The following is a 24,688-nucleotide window of genomic DNA, read 5'->3' on the forward strand; positions in this document are numbered from 1 at the left end:
TTTAATTTTTAAGCATAATTATGTCCATTACTCTGTCATACATTGTATCTGAAAATGTGAATTGGGCAATACCATAGTCACCATATGAATTGTCATCCTTTCGGTAAAGTAAACAATTGGGATTGTTCTTACTTGCTTCCATTAGTTCAACAATGTATTTGCCTTTAAGATTATATTTTCTGTAAAGGAAATGCTCCATTGATTCATATTCAAATGAATAATATTTCTCATACTCCTTGTCTACATTAATCAACTCCGAAGTTATACTGTCATACATTCTTGAAAACATATTCAGTGAATATCCATCTTTCGCACCAGTCCGTTCAATAAAAATTTCCTTTGTCAAATTCTTATTAATCAACAGCAGTGATTTATAAAAGTCATAACCTAATTTCATACGAACTGATAAATTGTTTAATTGCTTTAATCAATATTTCGTTTTTACTTTCCAATGCTTTGGTGAGATGTATTTTCCCTTGTTCAGCATGTCTGAAAAAATATTTCTCATAGGTTGATTGAATATTCCAACGGTCTTTATTAGTAAACATGTAAATCAAGAGTTCAAAAAGTTTTTCATAATACAATACATCATCTGCTTCTCTCTTTTCCAAAATGTCATCTATTTGCTTAACCAAATTTTCTTGACTTATTAATCTTGAATGTCCCCATCTGTCTGTTCCAAATTTGCTTACAAAACAATTTGCATATTGCTCTGAGTTAAGTTCTCTTAACAACTCAAAAAGAAATTCAATACTTAGGTTTTTATAGTAGGCGGTATTGTATCGGATTATGAGATTCCATATAATGGAATCACTATATCGTTCATTGTTTAACAATTTTTCCTTTAGAATTTTCTTGTCCTCTTTGGTTACCTGAGAATCTTTAAGTGAGAAAATACATTTTGAAAATACTGCTTCAAACCAAGGTTGCTTGATTAGGATTTCATGGAGTGATTTATCTAAACCTTTTCTTGATACATAAAACAGAAAGGTGCTGCACCCTTCAAGTAATGGGGATTTATCGTTAACTTGACTTTCAATAAAGGAAGCAAATTCTTCAACTGATGTTTTGAAAAGAACTTCAACTAAGTATCGTGAGATTAAAAAATCTCTAAACTCATCAAATGTAAAATTTACAACTTCGGAAGAAGTAAAAATTCCTTTCTCGTCAGTTTGAATATCTCTTTTTACAAGTATATTTTCATCCAAAAATCGGACATACATTTCTCTGTCGTTAGGGTCGGCAATAATTTTATCAAGAGGAACATTCACATAGGTCTTTTCCTGAATCATAAATCCAACAACACTTTGAATAAAATTCTTGATGTCAAAATTGCCTGATACTTTGAATTCATCATTGCTCTTTAATCGCTTGTTTATTTCCTCACTTTTTATTTCATAGTATTTTTCAAACAGTTCCTCTTTGTAAATATTTTCAATACTTTCAAGTTTCTGGTTTTGGTATGCTTCGCAAAAAATCCTTAACAGAAGAAAATTTTCTACAAGTTGTTCATGTGCCTTGTTAGAAATTCCATGATGTTCAATTTTGAAGTGATTGAAATATATGTGCAGCAGTTTTTTCTTTAAATCATCGTCTGGACGTTGACTAAGTAGTGAAGTTATTTTTTTTGTCTCCTTCTTAAATGAAGATGCCTCAAGATTGGAAAAATTCTGCTCGTAATATTCAGTTCGGCAACTAAGAACAACCTTAACAAAATCATGTTCAAGCAATTCAGAAACGAAAGTTTCTAAATTTTGGCTTAACACTTTTGAGTTATAGTTTTCATTGATGCCATCTATAACTAAAACGAAAAATTTCCTTTGTTCATGACAAAAGGATTTAAGGTTGTTTAGGAATTCCTCAAAAGTATAGTTCGGTGAGTCGGGAAAAATTCTTTGCAGTAACGACTGCCTTAAATCGTTTGCATTGACTTCTGTTCCTGTGAGAAAAGCTGTTGGTATTTCTCTTTTGAGTAAAAAGTTTTCAGAAAAATCACAAAGGAAATTTGTCTTTCCTTGTCCTGCTGTTTCTGTAATCAAAGCAACCCTTGCTCTTAGAAATTCTAAATCATCAATTCTGTCTCTGAACTTAGATTCAAATTTATATTTCTCATTTGAGCCAATTTTTATGTCTGTTATTTCTTGCCGTTTGCTAACTAAGTAATCGTGCCACTTTGAAATTAGTGCTGTGCAGTTGCTTACAGTCATTTCTCCATTCGCTGGCTTCAACTTTTCAAAATCATAATTGAATGGTGAGTGCTTTTTCTTTGCAAGGAAATTGTTAAAGTAGCGGAAATCAAGTATGCTACTTTCATAAAAACATTTCTCTGAATAGAAAACAGAATCGCACAAGTATCTCAAATCATCTTTCTGTTCTCCTGTCTCAATGAAAGTGTTTTGAAGATACTTCCCAGAGTTGATTTGTTTTTTAAGTTGTCTGTTTACTTGTGCCTTTAATGCTTGTGAAATTTTCTCAGGTGTAAGTTTCTTGCTCTCATTATCTGCAACCAAAGATTCAACAGAAGTTCTGATTGAAGTTGTGTCCGTTTTTACGGATACAACTAATGCTGTAACTTCTTCTATTGCCTTGCTAATATCAAAGATTTGGTTTTTGTAATTTTCATCAATAAATAGTTTTTTTAAAACGGTGTCAGCATTTACCTTTTCTGTGAATAGCGAGTAAAAATCTTCTAAGTCTTTTGGGGTTGGTTGAATGATTTTAGGGAATTTGTTGAAGTCGCCTTTGATTTCGTCTAGAGTCCCTTTTTTAAATAACACATATAATGTTAAGTGCTCAAAGAATATTTGGGAATGGTAAAAAGGGAACATACCATTGGAACTATCGTATTTATGGTTTTGCTCAAAATCTTCGATGGTTTCGTAGATGATTTTTACTAGCTGATTTTTGTACTTCTTCTCAGGGAATAGTATTTTTTTGAACCTGCCATAACCTTCCTCCTTAATAAATTGGTCAACACATTTAAGAGAGACATAAGTAATTATTGTAAGTGTTACCGGTTCCATTTAAGTGCGCTAGTTTTATAATTCATTGCTCTAGTGTCGTTTTTGCTTGCCTATAACGACCAGGGCGAGCCGGTCGGCCGGGGTTGTTTGCGTTTTACAACTTTCGTGCTTGGCGCAACAAACGCTCATGCTAAATAATACTAGGCTGCTGGCTGCCCGATGTTACAGCCCGTTTTTATTCATTCTATTGATTCCTATTTCCAAACCATTTATCCCAGTATTTTCAATTTCAATCAGGTCAGTTTGATTGATCAAAAAGGAATTATTTAGTTCGCCGTTACTGAAAGTGGTGCCTTTTAAAGCCTTTAAGTTCAATTTATCTCCATCAATAGTATAAGTTCCTCCTAATCTGATTTCCCGTGATGAATTTCCTAACTCCCAGGTTGAGTCAGAATAAAGTCCAAGCCAAATACCTCCTATTGGGGCTTCTCTATAAGCCGACATTACGAGTTCGTCAGTTCTTGGATTTGGAGGGAATACAAATACCTCTTGTATCAATATTAAAGTTATAACTAAAGTTATTGTTGTTAGTATGCTAAATCCAATTCGCTTCCACCACTTGTTGCTTTTTGAGAATAATGCTGTTACAAATAATGTCAATGTCACAATTATTCCTAGTACACCAACTAAAAGAATTATTAATCCAAAAAGTAACATTTCATTTTTTTAATGGGCTGTAACGAGGCACGGCTAATCACCGTGGCGAACGAAGATACGAAGTATCGAGAGTGAGACCATGGTGATTAGCCGTGCCTCGTTGCGAGGGCATGGTAGCGCAGCTTCATCATGCCCTCGCAACGGACCTGGCTATGGCAAGTGGGGGATTTTGAAACCGCTTTCTTGTTCGCCAACCGTAAGTTTAGATTAGTTGCAATTTCCTCATTTTGAGCAGTCAGCCCGCATTTGCTATAGCCGATATTGTAGCACGTCATTTTAACTTGACTATTGTTGTTCTTAAAGGTTTATGTTTGAGTTCAACATTTAGATCCTCAGTTGTTCGTTCACCTATAAGAGTGTTTTCAGTGCCATTCTGCATGTATGTTACAGTTCTGAATGGCATTCCAATAGTTGAAGGTGAAATTAGCACCTCGTTGTTCGGATAAAGGCTAAAAAAATAATTCAAAGAGTCTCGGATTTCAATATCTAGTTTTCTGTTAAAATAAGTTGGGATTGAGTTCAATTTGATTAGTTCATCAGGAATCAAGCTATCTGCAACATGTATCGACTCAAAAGTTATTGGTCGAGTTGTATTCACAGAAAATACCAGCGTATCACCAGTTCTATTCTCAACAATTAAGACGTTCGGTGGATCACAGGAAACAACTGCAATCAAGGTAACTATCAGAAGAAGTTTATTCATGGCGGTTTCCAATGTGCTACAACGAGGCACGGCTAATCACCGTGGCGAACGAAGATACGAAGTATCGAGAGTGAGACCATGGTGATTAGCCGTGCCTCGTTGCGAGGGCATGGTAGCGCAGCTTCATCATGCCCTCGCAACGGTTAGTATATGGCAAGTAGGGCAGTAGAAAGCGATAAACTTTCAAGTTTGCACTGAGCCAAAGCGTTGTATTTTGTTTTTAATTTATTCATTCTTAAAAGCCAAATCAACGATTTGGCGGTGTTTGTAAATAGAACTAAACTTTACTAAACCACTGAAGCCCTATCTGCTATATACAGTGTTGTAAGCCGTTTTTTTTATTTCCAGAATTGCCACCACTTTTTCCTTTCACGAGCTAGTTGTTCATTTGCCTTTTCCCAATTTTTCTGTTCTTGTTCAGAAGTTCCATTGTCATCATATGTTGTCCAGTGATTAAATGATTCTTCCGCAAGACCTACTTCAATCACTCTATCTTTATGCATCATTACTCCAACACCATGTTCATCGTCCCAACTACATCCTAATTCAAACCCATAATAGGCAAATCCGTCTTTCTCGCTATCCATAATGTGTAGAAACGACAGTCCTAAATGCTCTTTGTATTCTTCGATGGAATTGATTTCTGGCATTAATTCTTCATAAATTTCTTTTGTGTTTGGGTAATCTTTTAAAAGATTGTTTAAAAGTGAGTCTCTTACAATCTCAGAGTTATTAGTCAGGTATTGAATAGATTCAAATTGTGCTTGTGACAATAGATGAACATAATCAACCAATACACCAATTGTGTGAGTTTTAATTATTCCATCTGAAGGTTCTTCAGAATTTCTGGCACCATAAGCTCCATTTCTTGTTTGAAACCCCTTCCATGCAGGTAGTTTGATCCATCCGTCATGGTCTTCACCAATAATGGTATTAGGTTTTAATTCTGAAATATTCTGATTGTTCATTTTTTCAATGGCTTACAACACCTGTATAGTCACACTATTCAGGATATATCCTATATGGTTGAAGATCCAAATATCTTGAAATAAGACAAAGAATCAATTTAAAAAAGGCAACTAATCTTACTTTATTCATAATTCCAATCGATCGAGCGGACTTATAACCTGGTCCATGCCTTTGGTGGTAATATGCGTATAGATTTCTGTGGTCTTCGAACTCTCGTGCCCTAATAGGGACTGAATGTAGCGCAGATCTGTACCATTCTCCAGTAAATGGGTGGCAAAGGAATGACGGAGCGTATGCATCGTCACATGCTTCTCGATGCATGCCTGTGCAGTAGCCTTTCGCAGAATTGCGAGACAACTGCTGGCTGAATAAGCCTTTCCTGTGGCTCCTTCAAAAACCCATTTCCGTGGCTTATATGTTTTCAGATACTCCATTAAATATACTTTGATCTTCTCGGAAAGCAAAGTCATCCGGCTGGGCGCCCCCGATCTTTCTTGCCCTTCCCCCCCTTGATGTGAATCTGTTTGCGCTCCAGGTTCAGGTCTGTCAATTGCAAGCGAAGAAGCTCCCCTATCCGTAATCCTGCGCTATAGGTAAGCATGAGAATACACTTATGTTTGAGGTTATCTACACTTTGCAATAACTTCTGTGCTTCCTCTTGACTGAGAACGACGGGTAATCGCTGCTCCTTCCTGGGACGCTCAATCCGATACGCCTTTCGAGTGCCGCCCAGGACCTGCTCGTAGCGGTCCGCCGCCGCGGTAAAACTTGATGGCATTGATCGCTTGATTTTGATAGGAAATAGAAATTCCTCGTTCTTGTACCAGGTATCGCATGTAGGCCAGGATCTCTTCCTCTGTAATTTCATCAACCGGTCGTGTCTCATAGCGGTCCGCCGCCGCGGTAGTTGATGAACTCTCGAAAGAGCGCCGTATAACTTTTGATAGTACGGGGGCTGTAGCGACGTAAACTGAGTTTCTCCTCGTAGCGGGGTGGGCACTCACGTATGCCCTGCCGAACTGGCCGAGGCTTAGCCTTCTCCGGCTCCTGCGCATAGTGAAGCGGCAACTTCCATTCCTGAGACCAAGAGGCTAATTGTTCCCGCACGTGTGGGGCGTCCGCCACCGACCACCAGCGGTTGGCTGGATCCCACTGGGCGTAGGGTAACTTCTTGACGGCGGCGATGTAGTGGGGATGAAACGGGAATTGTAGTCGTAACCGCCCGTTGCTCCCCACAATTACCTGTAAAGTAGGCACCACTACTTTTGCATTTTTGCGGGTCGGAGGCGGCGGAAAGGCTTCCGGCAACACTTGCCGGAGACGAGCTCCGAAGTGTGTGTCCAGTTTTTGTAGCGTTTCCTCGCGGGCCGGCATCGTCCAACATCCCATGGAAGCATTCCAGCGAGCATAGAAGAGCGTCCGCACCAAGGCTTCATCAGCTGCATCCCGCAGCGTAGACAACCAGAACTGCTTGCCCACCTGCGTAAGCATCGCCTCCGATCGGGGTGTGGGAGCAGGAGAAGCCACCCTATGTTGCATAGATACTTCAGTCGACGATGACTCAGTTTTGGTATCTACAGCGGCCGATACGATAGTAGCTCCCCCAATGCCTGTTGTGCGGCTTTGCGGGCTTCTTCGGTTGGCGGCAGATGCCACGCCTGCAAAGTGTAACTCCAGCGGGCACCCGGGATGCGTTTTACATGCGCAATTATGGTCCAGTCTTTAGGAAATCGCACCGCCAAGCGCGGTTCCCCTCTGAAAACAATAGAAGTAATTTCAGCTTTCATCACGAGACAAATTGCGGATATATCCCGATTATGGGGTGTATCCGTAACTAATATAATCAACAGCAAATACAAGTACAGCTAAATAAAGTTAAAAAGCAAATAGTTACAGCTCTCCTGTTGTGAAAGACGGAAACTGCCACGAGGACGGCTAGATGTAAGACCGACGGCGCTATTTCAAGGCGAGGATGAAGAGTGGCACGTGAAGGCGGGTAGATAATTTGGTATGGAGACTTATCCTTGTAGTTAGATGATGCAAGCGGTTATATTACTTAGCATAAATTATCATTACATAACAAAGTAAATGTTGTAACAATTATGCCACTAATCTGTTCTTGTTATGTTCTCTAAAAACCACAAGTAGTACATGACGTGGGCGCACTTCTCTACGGAATGGTGCCAACACGAAATCAACCGGGCCGAGGTGCAAACGGCTTTATATGAGCTGGCCGATTACATCGAGATATGCACGGAATATCCGCCGCATCCTAAAGTAAGCAGGATTTGAACTGGCTGGAGCGGTCACAAATCACGCCTGAACCGGGGACCTGTCTGGTCAAACTACGCGATGGAAGAACTGGTGGCCGAGTTAGGCAGCGCTTTTCTCAGCGCTGAACTGGGTGTGTCGCCACAGCCGCGCCTGGATCATGCAGCCTATCTATCAAACTGGCTGACAATGCTGAAAGGCGACAAGAAAGCAATTTTCACAGCGGCCAGTAAAGCGAGCCAGGCAACTAGATTTTTAAGCAAAATACAGGAAACAAAAACCAGTCAAGAATTAGAAGGTGAAATCGACAATAACTTATCGTATAGGCAGAGCAATGGAAATTCACCTAAATAAGGCTTTAAGGCCACACAAGGTCAAGTTGAATGATGGCGCTTGCTTCTAGACCCTCGAACGCACGCCCGGCAACAATTACTTGAAGAGGCAATTCACTCTTTTTACACAACTCAACAAAAGGATCAATTAGGTAGTTTTCTTTATCCCCAATTGTATCAGAATCAAGGAGATTTGGAGGAAAATCGAGAATAACAATTCCTGGATAATTTCTTCCCTCTTCAAGAGATAACCGAAGTAATGCATAATGGTATGCGAGAAGAAAATGAACTTGAACAGTAGCCCCTAGTTTAACAGTCCAGTTTTGGTTTTTTACCCGGAAGCGGGAAATTCTTTCATTGATATCGAGTGATATTCCTCCATGATTCCACCTGAATCTTTCACTTATCCCGTATTTATTAATGCCTTGATTAAGTAGGTTGATATAATGATTCATCGAATCTTCGATAGAAGAACTCGCTCCTTCAAAGCTAATGTCTGATTCTAGTTCAGAATACCTAGATTCAAGATGTTGAATCTCTTTCTCAAGAGCATCAATTGAAGTATTCAAATCATCGCGGTAGTTTAGTATCGTTTTAAATCTCTCAAGTTGACGAATTCTTTCTTCAATTCGCCCTCTTTCAGCATCCAGGCGACTCACTTCTGTAGTTATAATAGCGGATACTCGATTTTGTGCAGGACGTAAGTCTCGCAATACCATATCAAGGCGTTCTTTTGTACTAGTTTCTACACGCTCCTGTTCAGTAATTTCTGCGGCAAGATTTTTGCGAAGTTCTACTAATTCGTTTTGTTCCTGCTCAAGTTGGTCTAATTCATATTGTATCCGATTGCTGGCGCTGTCTGAATTGAGGTGCTGGTGACAGAGAAAACATTCATCACTTAAATTAGACCAGGACGGTATTTTCTGATCACAAGCCGGACAGTGTGTGATTTTTAGATCAGCGAACGCATTCCCAGCTACTAATACGCGGTTTAGTTGAGTTCTTTCGCGACCGACTGCTGTAACCAAGCTCTGTATCTCATCCAACCTTTTTATAAGAACTTTTTTCTGCCCTTGTATTCTCTCCAGAGAGGTTAGAAGGGTTGATCGTTGATTGACTAGGTTTGAAAGGGCTTCATCATACTCATCAGGATTAGATGAATTTAATACAGATTCACGTTTTATCAATAAGTCTTCAACCCTTTGTTCAAGACCTAGAATCCGTCCCTCTAATGTCAGAACGTTAAGGTTCTCATCGCGATCTTCTTCAGACATCAGATCTGAAGCAATTTGATTAATAGTCTCTATAAATTGCTCTTTTCGAGCCTTTAATTTGAATAATTCGCTACGCTTGCTAATTAATTCCCCTAAAAGCGGTGAGAAAATCTTCTCTGCAAGTCCTAGAAAAAGAGTAAGTGCTGCATGTATAGTTGCTTCTGGTTGTTGAGGTGCAATCCCTGACCAAAATCTTTCTTGTCTATAAATATGACGAAGAAGTTCTCGCCAACTTAAGGTTGGCCAAGATCTTTCAGCAAAAGGATTACCTTTTGGATAATTTATGGATGGAATCTCCAGTTTGCTCAATAGAAAGGTTGAAAAGCCTTCAGAATCAAGTAAAGTATCACCCACTTTAATCTTTGTTTTTGGACCTTTATCCCATCGGCGCTCAAGCTCTATATATTCATCACTAATTTCTAATAGTGCTCCAATAGCGATGTATTTAGTTACGAGTTCTTCGTCTATAGCAGTCTCAGGTCCTCCTGTATCACCTAGGAGATAATCGAGCATTTTCAGCCAGACAGTCTTACCAGTATTGGGAGATCCAATAATTAAATTGACACCCCGCTGGAAATCAAGCTCTTCCCTTCCACCTTCAGCTAGATCTCTATAAAGTTTCTTAATTAGAATTGTTTTTGCCATTAATCTATAATTTCACCTAGAGAAAGGTCTCCAACTTCTTTTTGAAACAATTTATACACAAGCTCCTTGAGCTGATGACCATTCTTACGTCCAAGGACGCGCTTGACTTCAAGCATTCTAGCTTTTAGCTCATCAAATTCATGGAGATCAAGAAGCACTTTTGCAAGAGAAATTCCATCTGGTGTTAGGTAGAATTTATATTGATTCTTTCCTGGATCCTTCACAACGTTGATAAGAGATCGTGCCTCCATAAAGGGTATAACATGATAATATCTTTGATCCCAGGGACCATAATGATATCGAATCATTTTTGAGTCAGGCTCAGTATCTTCAATAGAGGTTGACTTGTCCAGAACTTCAGCTGCCCGTATAAAGAAGCTTGGATATCTAACGAAGAAATCTAGTTTAGCAATTTTTGTGAGTCCATCGATTCTACGTCGATTATTACTCTCTTCGGTTCCACATATGTACAATAGCAGGATGAGACGCGCTGCGTGAAATTCAACTACGTCATCAGATACCAGAGACATGCCAGTTGGCAAACGACCTACATTTCTTGCTGAAATCATACTTTTGGTCTCGTAAAGCGATGGATACATCGGTTAGTACGCATGTACATCATTCCTTGAATTGAAGCCTCAGAGACAAGCGATTTGCCAAATTTGTTACGGATTTCTTCTAATTCATTGATGCAAAGATTATAGAAGGAGAGTCCGCCTGATATCTCATTCGCATACATTTTCCCCTTTAACCGTGAGAGGACTGCCGTTACTTCATTTTCAACCTCGGTCAATTCTTTTGGTTGACTATATCTATTTGTAAGCGTGTTAAGCCGATGGGCTATGTAAAGTTCTCGGGCACTCTCGACAAAATCACCAAGACCAGCTTCTTTTAATTTAAACTCTAAGTTACTTGCTCCTGCCGCTCCTTCTTTTTGTCTAATTAGATAGTTTTTTATAACTTCTTCAAGATAATCTTGTGTTACTTTGTAGTCTGAAATGCCCTCTGGTCCAGACTTTTGCTTTACCATGAGAAGTAGATTATTATATAATTCGTCACGCTGGTCAGATAATACAGCAAAGCCAAGTGTGGAAAGAATATTCTCAAGTCGAATTAGATTTCTATCTTTTACTGCTTGAATACTTTCTTGTCTTTTGTCCCAGAAACAGCGATCTACCCACTGAGGCACAGTCGTTCCGTCAGGAGCCGAATTAATATCTGGGCATTTTGAATTAATTTTCTCTTTTATAAGAGTAAGTTCTGCTTCCCTAGCAGTACGTTGAGGGTCATCAAGAGTAAGTGTAAGTACCTCTAACTCAGAATCAACGCTGTAACTAGTCACTATCCGGAAGTAAGTTTCCTCACATCCGTTACTTCTAGCAAGTGATCGCTCTAACAATGAACTTCCTAAACCTTCCTTTCTCCTTGTAAGAACTGCAATAGAATACCGAGATGGAAGATTTTCGTGTTTCACCTGCACCATTTCTACGATTTCAATTCCACTGTTCCAAAAGAGAACTATATCATCGTGGTGTTCAAACCAAACTTCGTGAAGCGCTTCTTTATCGCATAAATCTAAACAGAAGCTTACACCGATGTGATCTTGGTAATCGAATCCTTCGCGTGCAATGCGCCCGCCTAAATCATTAGGTGAACAGATACGATATGACGGCAAATTCTGTTTATTGGTATTTGCTTTCAAATTATTTTTATTGAATGGAAATATCTGTTAGAAGCTAAAAAAGGATTACAGCAAGTCTATCTTTTTCTTCCTGGCTGGGCTTGGTATAGCGGAAAATTTCACGCATGCTAATGTTGCCGCTTATCTCCTGGGCTACGTGCACGCCATGTTTATTAGCTACTCGTTTCAGGAATGTATGGCGCAGCATGTGGGGGGTGAGGCGGATGCCGTCCCCCGTGGCGTTGGCCTGATCGCAGATGCGCCGCGCGATGCGGTAGATGTCTTTGCGCGCAATCCGGTTGCTGTACCGGGTGACAAACAGCGGCTCCTGGTCAGCCAACTCCCCTTCCCGCGACTCCAGGTAGCGATCGAGCCAGGCTTTGGCTTCGGCTGGCACGGAGACTTTTCCAGAAATCTTACTGCCCTTGCGTTTCACCTGGTGAAAGCCACGGTGATGGTACTGGCCCACGTTGAGCGCCGCCAGCTCGCTTTCCCGCAGGCCCGTGAAAAGCAAACAGTAAAAGACGGCCGTTTCCAGCAGGGCGTTCTGATCGGCGCGGGTGCAGAGGGCCAGACGCTGTTCACAAGCGATCTTGAGGCGGGTGACCTCGCGAACGGTCAACCCGTTCCAGGCAGGTTCGTCGATGGCCAGGTTCTTGACGCCCTCGAAGGGATGGCCCGTCGGCAGCGGGCGCTGGCCGTGGAGCCAGCCGCCGAAATGGCGCAATGTAGCTAGGATCCGGTTGACAGAGGTGGCCGCGAGCGGCCGGTCCCCCTCCCCTTTTCTCCGTTCCGCCGCCCCCACTTCCCGACGTGGGGCGGTGTGCAACCACTTTAAAAACGCCTTGCTCATAGAAGGCGTCCAGAAGTCCACCCGCTCGGTGCCCAGCTGATCTACAAAGAAGCGCAAGAACTTCTGGAGATCACTTTCTTTGGCGCGGCGGGTGTGCTCCGAGCCGCCCTGCACACGCACGGCCAAATAAAACTGGATCCAGGCAGAGAGGACATGTTGAGGGTCGAGCGTCTCGCCGTGGGGCGCTAACATCTTATGAGACACAGAAGTAGGCAGATTTTCGGCAGGGGTCTGAGGGCTGGGCATGGGATCCGGAGTGATTAAAGTGGAAACTGTGTCACATAAGCTACGTTATCCATCACAGTTGCATAAGGGCAATTTATTTTAACTTACCGCTTAAGGAAAAAAATTAGTTCAATGCCGTCTCTTTTAGAGAGTGGGCACGAGCTCTTGCATTTAACCATAGCACTACTCCTAGCCCTAGTGTGTAGAATATGCCGAGTATTAATCCAATCCACCAAAAAACCGGTAATGCTGTATGTAGACCTTCTTTATGCGCCCAAGATAAAGCGGCAATAGTTGGCCCATCAAATAACAGCATTGTAGGGGCCAGAAAGCCAAGCGATCGGGTGAGCCACTTATTTTCTAATTCGTCGGCTCGCTCTTCAAAAGTTCCTTCTTCTTTTTTGAAGATCTTATCATAAATATAATCACCAATTTCGCGGATACGCCGATCGTGATCAAGCCAAAGAAGGCCCGTTGCGCTGGATATAAGGGGTACCAACAAAAGCAGCTCATAAGGATGCTTTTGTTCCGATGAAAGAATTAACCCTGCAAGCGTGCTAAAGCTTAAAAGCGAAATGGTCATGAGTTGGAGCTGGGCATTACTCCGTCTTGAGATTTCTTCTCGAAGTGCAGTAAATGCTGCTACCTGTAACTCAATGGGGATGCTTGTACTGGTGCGATTCTGCATAACGATGAAGCTTACTAAAGCTTATACTCTTGAGATTTATATGAGTTTTTAAATACTTATTGTTTTAGTCGCTTACAGGATACACCGATGGCCTTTTTTGCCCCTTTCTAATTTTCTAACACCCTCTTAATAATACTCACCCTATTGATCTTTTAAAGAGAACTTAGCCATCCGAAAAGCTATCTTGTCTAATACGACTACCTCAGCTGCTACCTTTTTTATCTATAATTACTAATTACTTCTTTAGTACTACCTACTTTATTAAATAGAAAGCTTTTATGAGCCTAATTCGCTCATTTCAATCATTGATGTTGCAACAACATCAAGTGGACCGAAATCGAGAGGAACTCGATAAATCTGAAAGAAATTCTCGATTTTTCGGCTTTGCTCGGCAATCTCCCGCCAATTCTCAGCAAAATGCTTTCCAACTCGACGGGTTCCTTCTGCAGTCATGCCACCCACAACAACGACGGTTCTACCTTCATAATGAATTCGAGCAATCATTGCATAGTCAATTCCTGATGGCTCAGTTGTATACAGCGCTGTCTTTTGAATATCTTGAGGGTTTGGCACTCTAATTGCGTACCAACGCTCAACTATATGTTGGACAAGCTCAGCTTTACTCGCAAGGGTTTCTCGTACTGCCTTTAATGTATAAGCATTTGAGAAAAGGCCAATTGAAATAAAGGTTCTTCCGGCAAGATCACTCGTAAGTTCGTCAACAGCACGCTTTTTGGGCGGTTTTTCCCCGTGTTTCAGAAAAATATCGTGAACTGATTCCATTGCAGCTGAGTCACCTTCCACAGTAACTGGCCTTCCTTCTCCCCATTCAAATTCTACCGCTGGAATTGCATTTATCAACTGTTCATCCACTACACTATCACTGCTTGTTGAATCTGTATTTGTATCGACAATAGGTCGTGCTGTTGGCCCAGGGGCAGCAAAACGCGGGCAAACGAAAACTAAAGGGCCTCCTAGTGTATTGAAAAAGCTACCAAAGATTGCCTTTTCAGAACCTTCAACGCTAGAAACGTCATGTAATTTCAGTACTGCTTCTAAGGGGGCGTCAGGACCAAAATAATTTCCCCACGCTGGTTCACGCGTCTGATCAAGTGCATTTCTTGCTCGCATCGGAGCACATTTATCCCAGATCCATCCTAGAAATTTAGGAGGTTCTCGCTCTACACCATGACGAATTACTACATGATCAAATTCTTCAGGTGGGTTCTGTCCGATTGTCACCTTATAAGATCGGCCATTAAAATCTGCACTTTTGATCTCTCCAGACTTATAGGTTACTGCCTCAAGTCCGCTTATTAGACGTGAAGCAAATAAACGATTAAGAATACTACTGTTGAGATGTAAAGGATCAAAACTGGTTCCATTGAGAGTCACGTGGACCGATGATCGAAGCCTTGTTTTTATTCGGGCATCAAGGGTTGGTGCCACAAGCTTATTGTATTCTGAGGAAATAAACTCACTTGCATCACTTGCCTCTCCTGCGGTTAACGCAGCGGCTTTCTTCTCGATTGCTTGAAGACTTAGGCAGAGTTGCTCAAATTCAGTTTTAATATCCTCTGTATGACCAGCATCAGGTGCCCAATCTGGATTTACAAATTGCAGTAATTGATCATGTGAGAAGTCGCTTATACAAACTCTGACCAAGTCAACTAGCCCACCATCGCCTGTTCCTGAAATAAGAACCTTACCCTTGATTCGAGGTTGGTTTAGGGAATCGTTGTCCCAATAACTTAGCTTTGGAAGAGCTCCAACGTTTCGTTCTTGACGAAAGCCAACTGCAAGAAGCACCGCAGCGAAGGAGCCAGTGGAACCAGCTTTTCCATAAGAATTCCACCTTACCCGACGTGAACCATTACGCTGTGCTCTATCTACTTCTATATTGTTGACATTCAGACGAATTCCAACACTGTTTCTAAATCGATGCCCTCCAAATTCGCGAACCAACATTTCTCGAACTTCACCAGCCCAGTTCTCCTTCCAGTTTAATATAGGCAGTTTTGCTTGGCTCTCATAGGCAATGGGCTCTGGCCATTCGTAAATATGAGGGTGAATCCATCTTGTCTTATTCCCATATAATGTTGGGATTATTGTATCATTTTCCTCTAATAGTTCAACACTACAGCCAACACTTGCCGCTGCCAACGCAGCAGTCATGCCAGCTGGACCTGCACCGATAACACAAATTTTTGGTGGGTCACCACCGACTCCTGCAAGTCTGTTAAGACTATGTAACGCCCAAATAAGATTAAGTGCTCGAACTTGTTGGGAATATAGTGTTACTCGCTTTTCGAATGCACCAATAACATAAATTCCCGTTGCGTCAGGTACTTGCATGTGTTGTAGAACTTGCTCGGCTGTAAGACTCATTAGCAAATCATTGCAAAAAAAGTTATATAAAAAATGTAATAATAATATTAAATAGATACAATTAAATAAAATATTTTAATTGCATTCGAGATTGAATAAAAATAGATGACTAACCTGCTTAGTCAAAACGCTAGCTTCTGCCTCTGTAAAAGAGTAAGTAAGTATTCAGCCGCTAGATCTTTTTGCAAGGACTTTATATTGTTAGCCAATACCCGTTGTATTAAATACTATATGATAGTTCTACTTCACGGGTATTGAACTCTGTGGAGAAAGTGACCTGAATTTTCTATTAAGGTCAATACTGAAAAATAAGTATTTTTAAAAAACGGCAGATGTTAGATTCTCTCTCTCCTCCAAGCGTAAAAGAAAAAGCGCCCAGAAACCCCTCCTTTTTTTGACCTACCCTTACCCTGCCTTCTCAAGCTTGATGTTGAGATGCAGATCGGTCTAATAACCCTGTCAAGTATTCAACGTCCAGTAATCGAATGCTGCCGTTGACTTTTTGGACTTGCGTGGTAAGCATTGTCTTAAACTAACTAGGGCGTGTATGCAAACTCAGTCAGTCACAATCGGATCCTATCACTAAGTATCATTTCCTCGAACCAAAGAATGATTTTGCAATGCATTTTGCTCGGATTCATAACCGTATTGGGAGTTTGCATACACGCCCTAGTCTACTTTTGAAAGGTGGAGGAGTTTACTATCCCCTGTACAGGCGATGGTGAAAAACCACTGCATAAACTTGCCCCTTTTAAAAATTGCGACTCCAAGCAAAGTAGGGTAAGATCGAAATGAGGGAAGCCTTACTCCTACTGCGGGTTGTACCTCCTAAGTTACTTGCTTGTTTCAAGTGACTTGATTACAGCACGTGCCGACTGCAGCCCTGGCGAGTCGGCTACTACGGTAATGTCGCCTTTCGCTCCGGGCTTAAAACGAACAATGGCCAAGGCCAAGCCATTAAAAGTCTGGCGCTGCAAAGAAGGAAAGGCAACCATGTCGGTAGGGTCGCCATTGTCAGTGGCTATAATTTCGCCCGGCCCCCGGATGGAGAAAGACAATTCATTGTTAGCCGTAGGTACCGCAAGTCCCTGCGCATCCTGCACCTGAATGGTGACAAATGCCAGATCGTTACCATCAGGCAAGATTTGATTCCGGTCGACCAAAGCTACCAAGCTGGCGGGTGGGCCTGTGGTTCGGACAGTGTCTGCTGCCCACACCTTTCCCTGCTTATAAGCGGTTACGGTCAGTGTCCCGGGCGTATAGGTCACTTCATCCCAGCGAAGGCGATAGTCAAATTTGCCTTTTTTCTTTTTACCGAGGGATTTGCCATTGAGAAACAATTCTGCCTCGTCGCCCGAAGTAAACACATGGACCGGCGTTACTTTTCCCTGGCGATCGGGCCAGTTCCAATGCGGAAGAATGTGTGCCATGGGCAATTCCGGACGCCATCTTGACTGGTAGAGATAAAACCGGTCTTTTTTGAATCCTGCCAGATCGATGATGCCGAAGTAGGAGCTGCGCGACAAATAGTAAGGGGTAGGCTCGCCGAGATAATCCCATCCGCTCCAGACAAACCCACCGGCCACATAAGGATGTTGGTCCAGGGTAGCAAACACTTTATCGGCGGAAGAACCAAAGTCAGCCGTATAAAGCTCGTAAGCACTGACGTATCGAGTTTTAGGGTCACCTCCTGAACTATCCTTCACAGGTGCACTGTAGCCCGCCTCTACCGGAAACAGATAGGTGCCCCGGCTGCTTAAAGACGCCGCATTTTCACTACTTATGATCATTTTGTTCGGAAATTTTTCATGAAATGCCGGATAGAGCGGAGGAGTATTAATGCCTCTCAGTCCCGCATAGGCGGGCGCATTTCGAATGCCTTCGCCCTGATAATTGAGACTGAGCACATCCATAGTTTCAGGGAAGGGCATATCGGGTTTGGCATAATTCATCGAAGCCATAGCGGGTCTGGAAGGGTCTTCGTCCTTGGCAATGTCGTGCAACCGCTGCCCTACCTGTGCTCCTTCGTCGCCCGTATATTGTTCACCGACTTCATTTCCGAAACTCCACATGATTACCGACGGATGATTTTTATCTCGTCGAATCATGGCGCGAAGGTCCTGTTCGTGCCAGTCGGGAAAGATCAAATGGAAATCAAGCGGCGGCTTTTTTCTTGCCCAGACGTCGAACACCTCGTCCACCACCAGAAATCCCAGGCTATCGGTCATGGCGAGCAGTTCCGGGGCGGGTGGATTATGGGCCATGCGGATGGCATTACAACCTAACTCGCGCAGCATTTCCAGTTGGCGTTCGGCAGCTCTGACGTTGAAGGCGGCCCCCAGAGCCCCCAGGTCGTGGTGCTGATTGACCCCTTTGATGTAGATGTGCTCACCATTCACAAAAAGGCCCTTGTCCGCATTCGTCTCTATCGTTCTGATCCCGAATTTTTCTTCGTACCGATCCACCACTTCCTTCTGGCCGACCAGCGTGACCTCCACGGCGTAGCGGTGGGGCGTCTGCGTGGGCGGCGGTCCCCACAACTTGGGATTGCTCAGTTTCACAGAGGTTTTCAGATCGGTGCTTTCCCCCCGCTTCAGGGTAGCGTTTACCGGGCGAAAGGTAGCCACTGGTTTTTTGCCTTTGTTCCCGTTGGCATCCAACTCGTAGAGGGCGACCTGAAGTAACACATCCGACTGTTTTGTTGCGTCGTTGTCCACGGTCACGGTCAGCTCAACCGTCGCTTCCTTTGGGGAAACAGTGCTGGTTTGAACACGCACGCCCCAATGCCCCACGTGAATGGGATTTGTTTTGGTAAGCCACACGTTTCGGTAGATGCCGCCGCCCGGATACCACCTGGCCGAGTTAGGAGGGTTGTCCAGTCGGATGGCGAGTTGATTTTGAGCGCCTGGCTTGACATAAGGTGTCAGATCCAGCCGGAAGGCGTTGTACCCATAGGGCCACCCCCCGACTAACTGTCCGTTGAGCCATACCATCGTATAAGCCATCGCTCCATCCAGATCCAGAAAGATGCGCTTGCCGGCATCGCCGGCGGGGATGGACAGTTTTTTACGGTACCAGGCGACGCCATGACTTGGTAGGCGACCCATACTTCCGCCCACTTCTGCCCGCTCGCCTTCGTAAAAGGGCCCTGCCACCGCCCAGTCATGCGGTAGATTCAGCTGCTGCCAGGCACTATCATCAAAATCAGCTTGCGTAAATGCGAAATCCCCGCCTGGACTCCCCTCGGGCCGGACAAATCGTCGAGAAGGGTCTTTGATGAACTCATTGCCTGTTGGCAGGATCCACCTTTTGAGCACATGGTCCGCTGCTTCCAGGTCGACCGCCTCCGTAGGCATAGCATCGGCCGGTCGATCATCTCTAAAATTCTGTACTTCGGGTCGAAGGTCATAGATCAGGCCATCGGCAGTTTCGCCTGCATCGTATTTATAGAATCGCCAGTCGGCATTGATGGAGATGCGCTCTCTTGGCGGGGGTTGGTTACGCGTGGCAGCGGGTTGGGCCAGACTCGAGTGACTCATGCAGGCGACGAGTCCTAGCGCCGACAGGCACCTATTTTTCAATCGGCTGACCAAAGTTGCTTTGTTCATTTCGTTATTCAATGCTAGGCTTGAGCTTCACCTCCTGAAGCCGTGGGTGCTCCACACTTTTGGGGGAAACATCATCCGTGAGAAAAAATTAAGAAGTGCTATGATCCGGCCAGGTGTTTCATACCAAAAGGGCATAAGCCCCCTTTGGTATGAACCTCATCACGGTGTATGGAAAAAATCAATTATAACCTGGATTTTGCTCGATAGTTCCCAGAACGTTTCTTTCTATTTCAGAGTAGGGAATCGGCCATAAATTTTGGTGCTCCCCGATGTTGTAACCAGTCGGGTTATACTTTTTTGTTCTCTCTACCAGTTTCCCCATGCGGCAGAGCGTCACGACCCGGAAGTCCTCAAAATAGAGCTCCCTCAGTTGTTCGTCGAGAATGTAATCCAGGTTCATCTCCTCAAGGGTAGCGGGGGTCGCATTCGCCCTGGTGCGCAGGGCATTGATGTCATTGAGTGCCAATGCGTTCTGACCGCTTCTGACATACGCCTCTGCCCGCAGCAGGTAAGTGCCTGCCAGCCGGAACAAGTACTCGTCTTTGATGGACGTATTGGCACTGATGCTACCAAACGAGTAGTTGATCACTTTCTCTCCCAAAGCGGTTTCTTGGATCGAACCATCTGCGTTTTTCGCGTAGACCTCATCGGGGAGATCAAAATTGCGTGCGAATTTCATAACGAACGGATAAAACATCCGCAGTGTATCGGCCTCCCTGAGCCACCCGTCTTCCACAATCCACTCCCCAAAGCCGGCCGCCGCCGGATTGTCAATTCTGAAATCTCTTACAATCATGTAAGGAGCATTCCGGTAGTCGTTGGTGCCGTCTTCTCCCCAGATTTCCTCTCGAAAATGATAGCTGGGATGGACCACGCCGATGCCACGACCTCCTTTATCCTCGGTAAGGCTCAGGAAAGCGTTGACAAGCTCACCATTAGAATCGGCCACCCGACAGTTCGGATAAAACGGCAGGATAAAGCGAGGATGATCAAAGCTGTACGTGGAACCGGAGTTCTGGTAATCGTACTGCAGTACTAAAATCGACTCGGTGTTTCCACTGGATCGGTTCTGGTTGTTATGTTGAAAAAGATCCCAGTAAGGATCCCGAGGCATATTGGCATAGGTGCCGAAGCGAGTAGTCATCAGGGCCATCCCCGGGTGATCAATGACCGCAGTGGCCGCTGCCGCCGCTCCGGCGTGATCGTTCAAGGAAAGGAGTACCTCGGCCAACTGGTGCTGAGCGGCCTGCTTGCTGATCATCCCGTCTTTTACATCTTCAATATTGGGAAGTAGCCTGATGGCTTCTTCCAGGTCTATTCTGGCCTGGGCATACACCGCCTCACGCGTGGCCTGCTCGTAGTCTCTGCGGGGCGACTCTTCTTCCTCCAGCACGATCGGCACCCCTCCGAACAGGTGCGCCAGCAAGGTGTACCAGTAGGCTCGGAAGAACCGGGCTTCTCCTCGGATGGCCTGTTTGCTGTCCTCGCCGATTTCATCCGCAAGGTCTAGCCGGTTCAGGATGGTGTTGGTGTTGGCAATGCCCACATAGGCGCGGTTCCAGTAAGAACCCGACACAAAGGTGGTCGGGGTAAGAAAGGTCTGAAAGTTGTTGAACTTGGCATCGGGAAAGTCAGTGCCACCGAAGCCGAGATCGGCGAAATACATCAAGACGGTTTGGTCACCGTTCCGCCAGTACATTTCCCGTAGCAGATCATACTCAAAATTCAGCGCCTGCCGGAACTGCGCGACCGTGTTATACGAGTTCTGCGTCGTGTAAAAATCGAGTGGTTGTTCCTCCAGCCATTCATCGGCATCACAGGCACAAACGCCAATCAGGAGGAGCGTGATAAGGATATGTTTGAGTGGTTTCATAATCGTGGTGGTTAGAATGCTAAATTGAGGCCCACTGTATAACTCTTCATGGTCGGATAGGACTGAACGTCGGGAATAAAATCATAAGTCAGCCCTTGGTCGGCTTCCGGGTCGTATCCATCCCATTGGGTAAGGGTGAAAAGATTATAGCCGCTGACCCAGATTCGGGCGTTGTTAATTTTGTAACGACTCAACAAAGGGGCCGGCAGGTTGTAGGCAAGCGACAGCTCCTGCATGCGAATGAAACTACGCGAGACGTAAGGCGAGAAACCGGGTCCTAAGGCGTTGGTGTAAGCCCCCAGCTGACGGTACTTTGCATCCGGATTTTCGGGTGTCCAGTAGTCGAACTTCAGGTAGCTGCTGTTGGTCAGGTGATCCGGAATAGGGAGCTGGGCAGCCGGCTGCCCCAGGTAACGGTTCTTGCCCCCCTGAATGGAGTAAAGAAAAGCCTTCAGCTCAAAGTTTTTATACCTGAAGGTATTGATGAAGCTGACGGTGTAAGAGGGATCGCGGTAGCCCAGAATTTTACGATCCTTATCGGCCGTGTAGGTGCCGCTGTTATCCAGATCGGCAATTTTGTAGGTGCCATAGGTAAATCCGGTAGGGATGTCCCCCGCCTGGAAGTCGTCCACCTGCCACATACCGATGATTTCGTAATCATAGATGGTGTTGAGCGGCTCGCCAATGAAGAGACCACTGGCAATCAGGTCGTCTTCTTTACCGTCGCTATCGGCGTCGATGCCAAGAATGGTATTCACCTTGTTGCGGTTACGGGCGAAGTTTGCCGCCACCGACCACGAAAAGTCGCCCTTCGACACCGGATAGGCGGCCACGCTTAGCTCATGCCCCGTGTTTTGAAGTTTTCCGATGTTGGTCGGTACCGTGATCGACCCGGTACCGTTCGGATAGGTTCCGTTTACACTCGGATAGGCGATGTTGTAGAGGAGGTCTTTGGTTTGGGACGCGTAGAAGTTGTAAGAACCGGAGATGAGGCCCTGCAGAAAAGAGAAGTCGATGCCGAAGTTAGAGGCAGTCGTGGTTTCCCACTTCAGATTCTGGTTCGAGTTGGTACGAACCGCCTGACCCCGCTCTCCGGTGGCGCCGTCGCCGTAGAGATAACCGCTGGCAAGGTCGCTGGGCAACGTGAGCCCCATCGTGGCCAGGGTCTGGTACCGTCCCACGGTCCGGTTCCCGCCCTGCCCGAAGGAGTATCTCAGCTTTAAGTTGTCTACCCAGACCAGACTGCCCTTGAAAAAAGGCTCATCGCTGATGTTCCAGGCCACGGCTGCCGACGGGAAGATGGCGTATTTGTACTTGTCAGAAAAGCCGGAGAAGCCATCCCGCCGAATGGTACCGGTAAAGATGTAACGACTGTTATACGCGTATACCAATCTGCCCATTGTGTACAAACTGGTTTCGCGCCAGGCATCTGAATAGACTCTTTGCTGATCGGCCTGCCCCAGTTCCAGGCTGTTGTAGTTCAACGTCTGATCGGTGAAGAAACCGGCTGCAGCGTCGGTATTCTCGTACGTCCGCTCTTCTACCCCGTAGAGGAACGTGCCGTTGAAGGAGTGAGGGCCAAAATCACGCTTGTAGGTCACGATGTTGTCCAGTGTCATCGCGGTAGTCCAGGAATTCCGCTTGTTTCCCTGGCCCAGAAAGTTATTGGCGTAGGGATCGAAGTTAAAGTCCTTAAAGAGGGTCAGGTTGTTCGAGAAATTCACCCGGTAGCTGAGCCCCTGCACCCAGGGGACACTGACGATGGTGTAGAAGTTACCGTTCAGGTTGTAACGGGTATCTTTATCCGGATTATTGATGTACAGCAAAGGATTGATTCCTCCCAGATACACCTGTCTCCTCAAAGTTCCATCCGTATTGTACGGGTTCACCAGGGCAGGGAAGGTATTCAGCGCACCAAAGCCGGGATTGTTGCCCGAAAAATCGCTCGCGGCGAAATACGACTGGGTACCGAGCTTCAACCAATTGGTCACATCCGCATCCAGGTTAATGCGGAGGGAATGCCTCTGGTAGGTATCGTTCCTGACCAAGTTTTTCTGGTCGGTAAAGCCGTAGGAGATGAAATAGCTGGACCGGTCGCCCCGACCTCTCAGGCTGAGGTTATGGTTCTGGATGTAGGGGTGGTCATACGACAACAGGTCCCACCAATCCACGTTAGTGCCATCGACATACCCCGCAGCCACCGATTCATCCCGGAAAATGGAGACCACATCAAAGTCCGGATTTGTTTGGGTCAGGTCATCTCCCATGCGGCTTTGACTGATGTACACATCTTCCAGTTGCGTGATGAATCCTTCTCGATCGAGGCGCTTCAGCTTGTTGTTGATGAGCCGCTGCAAGGAATAAGTGCCGTTGTATTCGATGATGGGCTTGCCGAGGTTTTTAGCGGCAGATTTCGTGGTGATCAGAATGACGCCGTTGGCCCCCTGTGAACCATAGATGGCCGCGCTGCTGGCATCTTTCAGCACGTCGATCGACTCGATGTCGTTGGGGTTGATGTCGGTGAAAGCACCCCGGTAGATGATGCCATCCAACACAATAAGCGGACTGGTCGTCCCTGAGATGGAGTTCTGGCCACGAATGGAGATGGTAGGGTTATCCCCCGCTCTGGTCACCTGGCCGATATTCAGGCCGGGAATCACCCCCTTCAGACTCTGCATCACGTTGACCGGGTTCGAATTTTGCAGCGCCTGTAAATCGGCCTGCCCCACGGCCCCGGTCAGGTCCGACTTCTTCATGGTGCCGTATCCGACCACCACCACTTCTTCGAGAGCTTTGACATCTTCCTCCAGCGTAATTTCGAGAGCGGCGCGTCCGGCAACGGCAATTTCCTGAGGCAAATAGCCCACAGCACTGAACACCAACGTGGTGCCTTCACTTACGTTCAGCGTAAACCTGCCATCTACGTCGGTAATGGTCCCATTTGTCGTGCCTTTTTCCAACACGTTTACGCCTGGAATTCCCTCACCTTCGGGATCTACGACCCGCCCCGATAGGATAGCTACAGAGGATCTTACAGGACGAGTCGATACGGGCGAAAGCCCACGATGTGGTACATGAGCAAGGAACGTTGCTGCAGACTTTGGTACCAACGACTCGGTCGGTTTAATGGGCGTAGATTTAATGATGACAAACACGCCCGGTTTCAACTCTTTCAAGTCAAGATGGAAAGGATGCAAAAGGTGCTGAAGGGCTTCTTTAGGGTTCTCATAAGGGGGAAGCGTTTCTTTGGTCACCTTTCGATCTATCAGATCACTCTCGTAAAAGATCGAGATCCGATACTGTTTTTCTAATCTCTTTAATTCCTGCTCGAGTGTAAATTGTTTTTCCTGAGTTTGGAATGGATTGTGTGAGGGGGTTAGGCTCGCGAGGGATTGGGCAGACAGGCTATTGCTCAAAAAAAGGAAGGCAATAAGAATCCTGTACGCCTTCCCCCAAGGGGAAAAGGAGTCGACGTGGCACATAATAAGATAGGTTATT

At 45.0% G+C, this 24,688-nt stretch carries 19 protein-coding genes and 1 pseudogene; 1 reads left to right on the forward strand and 19 read right to left on the reverse strand.

Annotation, left to right across the window (positions count from 1 at the left end):
• Position 1: 1 nt before the first annotated feature.
• The 10 genes from BLR44_RS13445 to BLR44_RS28895 all read right to left on the reverse strand — a co-directional run bounded on the left by BLR44_RS13445 (position 2) and on the right by BLR44_RS28895 (position 7,088).
• Complete coding sequence (locus BLR44_RS13445; protein ID WP_089682649.1) at positions 2-397, reverse strand: hypothetical protein; 396 nt, start codon at positions 395-397, stop codon at positions 2-4.
• Positions 381-3,023 carry an NACHT domain-containing protein gene (locus BLR44_RS13450; RefSeq protein ID WP_089682651.1) on the reverse strand — a complete coding sequence of 881 codons (2,643 nt, stop codon included), beginning with the start codon at positions 3,021-3,023 and terminating at the stop codon, positions 381-383. Before BLR44_RS13450 ends, BLR44_RS13445 begins: the two co-directional genes overlap by 17 nt.
• Positions 3,024-3,185: 162 nt before the next feature.
• Complete coding sequence (locus BLR44_RS28610; protein ID WP_143017269.1) at positions 3,186-3,680, reverse strand: hypothetical protein; 495 nt, start codon at positions 3,678-3,680, stop codon at positions 3,186-3,188.
• A 271-nt stretch (positions 3,681-3,951) separates the two neighbouring features.
• The gene (locus BLR44_RS28615; protein ID WP_143017270.1) at positions 3,952-4,383 is read right to left on the reverse strand and encodes a hypothetical protein; all 432 of its coding nucleotides are present in this window, start codon (positions 4,381-4,383) and stop codon (positions 3,952-3,954) included.
• A 338-nt stretch (positions 4,384-4,721) separates the two neighbouring features.
• Positions 4,722-5,351, reverse strand: a complete 630-nt coding sequence (locus BLR44_RS13455; protein WP_089682653.1) for a DUF6985 domain-containing protein — start codon at positions 5,349-5,351, stop codon at positions 4,722-4,724.
• 126 nt (positions 5,352-5,477) lie between these two features.
• Positions 5,478-5,822, reverse strand: coding sequence for a tyrosine-type recombinase/integrase (locus BLR44_RS28620; protein WP_143017271.1), 345 nt, complete (start codon positions 5,820-5,822; stop codon positions 5,478-5,480).
• Positions 5,819-5,992: a tyrosine-type recombinase/integrase gene (locus BLR44_RS29365; protein ID WP_410493080.1), complete on the reverse strand. Its 174-nt coding sequence runs from the start codon at positions 5,990-5,992 to the stop codon at positions 5,819-5,821. Before BLR44_RS29365 ends, BLR44_RS28620 begins: the two co-directional genes overlap by 4 nt.
• Positions 5,993-6,053: 61 nt before the next feature.
• Positions 6,054-6,188, reverse strand: a complete 135-nt coding sequence (locus tag BLR44_RS29370; protein ID WP_410493078.1) for a hypothetical protein — start codon at positions 6,186-6,188, stop codon at positions 6,054-6,056.
• A gap of 46 nt (positions 6,189-6,234) precedes the next feature.
• Positions 6,235-6,891: a hypothetical protein gene (locus BLR44_RS28630; protein ID WP_143017273.1), complete on the reverse strand. Its 657-nt coding sequence runs from the start codon at positions 6,889-6,891 to the stop codon at positions 6,235-6,237.
• A gap of 35 nt (positions 6,892-6,926) precedes the next feature.
• A complete protein-coding gene (locus BLR44_RS28895; protein WP_176956033.1) occupies positions 6,927-7,088 on the reverse strand; it encodes a hypothetical protein in 162 nt (53 codons plus the stop codon).
• Between the two features lie 574 nt (positions 7,089-7,662).
• Between BLR44_RS28895 and BLR44_RS13470 the strand changes: the two are divergent.
• Positions 7,663-7,977: pseudogene (locus BLR44_RS13470) on the forward strand (zincin-like metallopeptidase domain-containing protein); the annotation flags it as partial.
• Positions 7,978-7,981: 4 nt separating this feature from the next.
• On the opposite strand, the gene BLR44_RS13475 reads toward BLR44_RS13470, so the two are convergent.
• The 9 genes from BLR44_RS13475 to BLR44_RS13515 form a co-directional block, all read right to left on the reverse strand.
• Positions 7,982-9,874 (reverse strand): coiled-coil domain-containing protein, encoded by a 1,893-nt coding sequence (locus BLR44_RS13475; RefSeq protein ID WP_089682660.1) that lies wholly within the window; start codon positions 9,872-9,874, stop codon positions 7,982-7,984.
• The gene (locus BLR44_RS13480) at positions 9,874-10,443 is read right to left on the reverse strand and encodes a hypothetical protein (RefSeq protein ID WP_143017274.1); all 570 of its coding nucleotides are present in this window, start codon (positions 10,441-10,443) and stop codon (positions 9,874-9,876) included. The genes BLR44_RS13475 and BLR44_RS13480 overlap by 1 nt, the downstream gene beginning before the upstream one ends.
• Positions 10,440-11,576, reverse strand: a complete 1,137-nt coding sequence (locus BLR44_RS13485; protein WP_176956034.1) for a dsDNA nuclease domain-containing protein — start codon at positions 11,574-11,576, stop codon at positions 10,440-10,442. The genes BLR44_RS13480 and BLR44_RS13485 overlap by 4 nt, the downstream gene beginning before the upstream one ends.
• Positions 11,577-11,610: 34 nt before the next feature.
• Positions 11,611-12,600 carry a tyrosine-type recombinase/integrase gene (locus BLR44_RS13490; protein ID WP_218127068.1) on the reverse strand — a complete coding sequence of 330 codons (990 nt, stop codon included), beginning with the start codon at positions 12,598-12,600 and terminating at the stop codon, positions 11,611-11,613.
• A 157-nt stretch (positions 12,601-12,757) separates the two neighbouring features.
• Positions 12,758-13,321: a hypothetical protein gene (locus BLR44_RS13495; protein ID WP_089682670.1), complete on the reverse strand. Its 564-nt coding sequence runs from the start codon at positions 13,319-13,321 to the stop codon at positions 12,758-12,760.
• Between the two features lie 276 nt (positions 13,322-13,597).
• Positions 13,598-15,676 (reverse strand): FAD-dependent oxidoreductase, encoded by a 2,079-nt coding sequence (locus BLR44_RS28635; RefSeq protein ID WP_176956035.1) that lies wholly within the window; start codon positions 15,674-15,676, stop codon positions 13,598-13,600.
• Between the two features lie 866 nt (positions 15,677-16,542).
• The gene (gene galB / locus BLR44_RS13505; protein ID WP_218127069.1) at positions 16,543-19,317 is read right to left on the reverse strand and encodes a beta-galactosidase GalB; all 2,775 of its coding nucleotides are present in this window, start codon (positions 19,315-19,317) and stop codon (positions 16,543-16,545) included.
• Positions 19,318-19,495: 178 nt separating this feature from the next.
• Positions 19,496-21,190, reverse strand: coding sequence for a RagB/SusD family nutrient uptake outer membrane protein (locus BLR44_RS13510; protein ID WP_089682674.1), 1,695 nt, complete (start codon positions 21,188-21,190; stop codon positions 19,496-19,498).
• A gap of 11 nt (positions 21,191-21,201) precedes the next feature.
• Entirely contained in the window at positions 21,202-24,672 is a 3,471-nt protein-coding gene (locus tag BLR44_RS13515; protein WP_089682675.1) for a SusC/RagA family TonB-linked outer membrane protein, read from the reverse strand.
• Positions 24,673-24,688: the final 16 nt, after the last annotated feature.

The sequence above is a fragment of the Catalinimonas alkaloidigena genome (assembly GCF_900100765.1).
Taxonomy (GTDB): Bacteria; Bacteroidota; Bacteroidia; order Cytophagales; family Flexibacteraceae; genus Mooreia; species Mooreia alkaloidigena.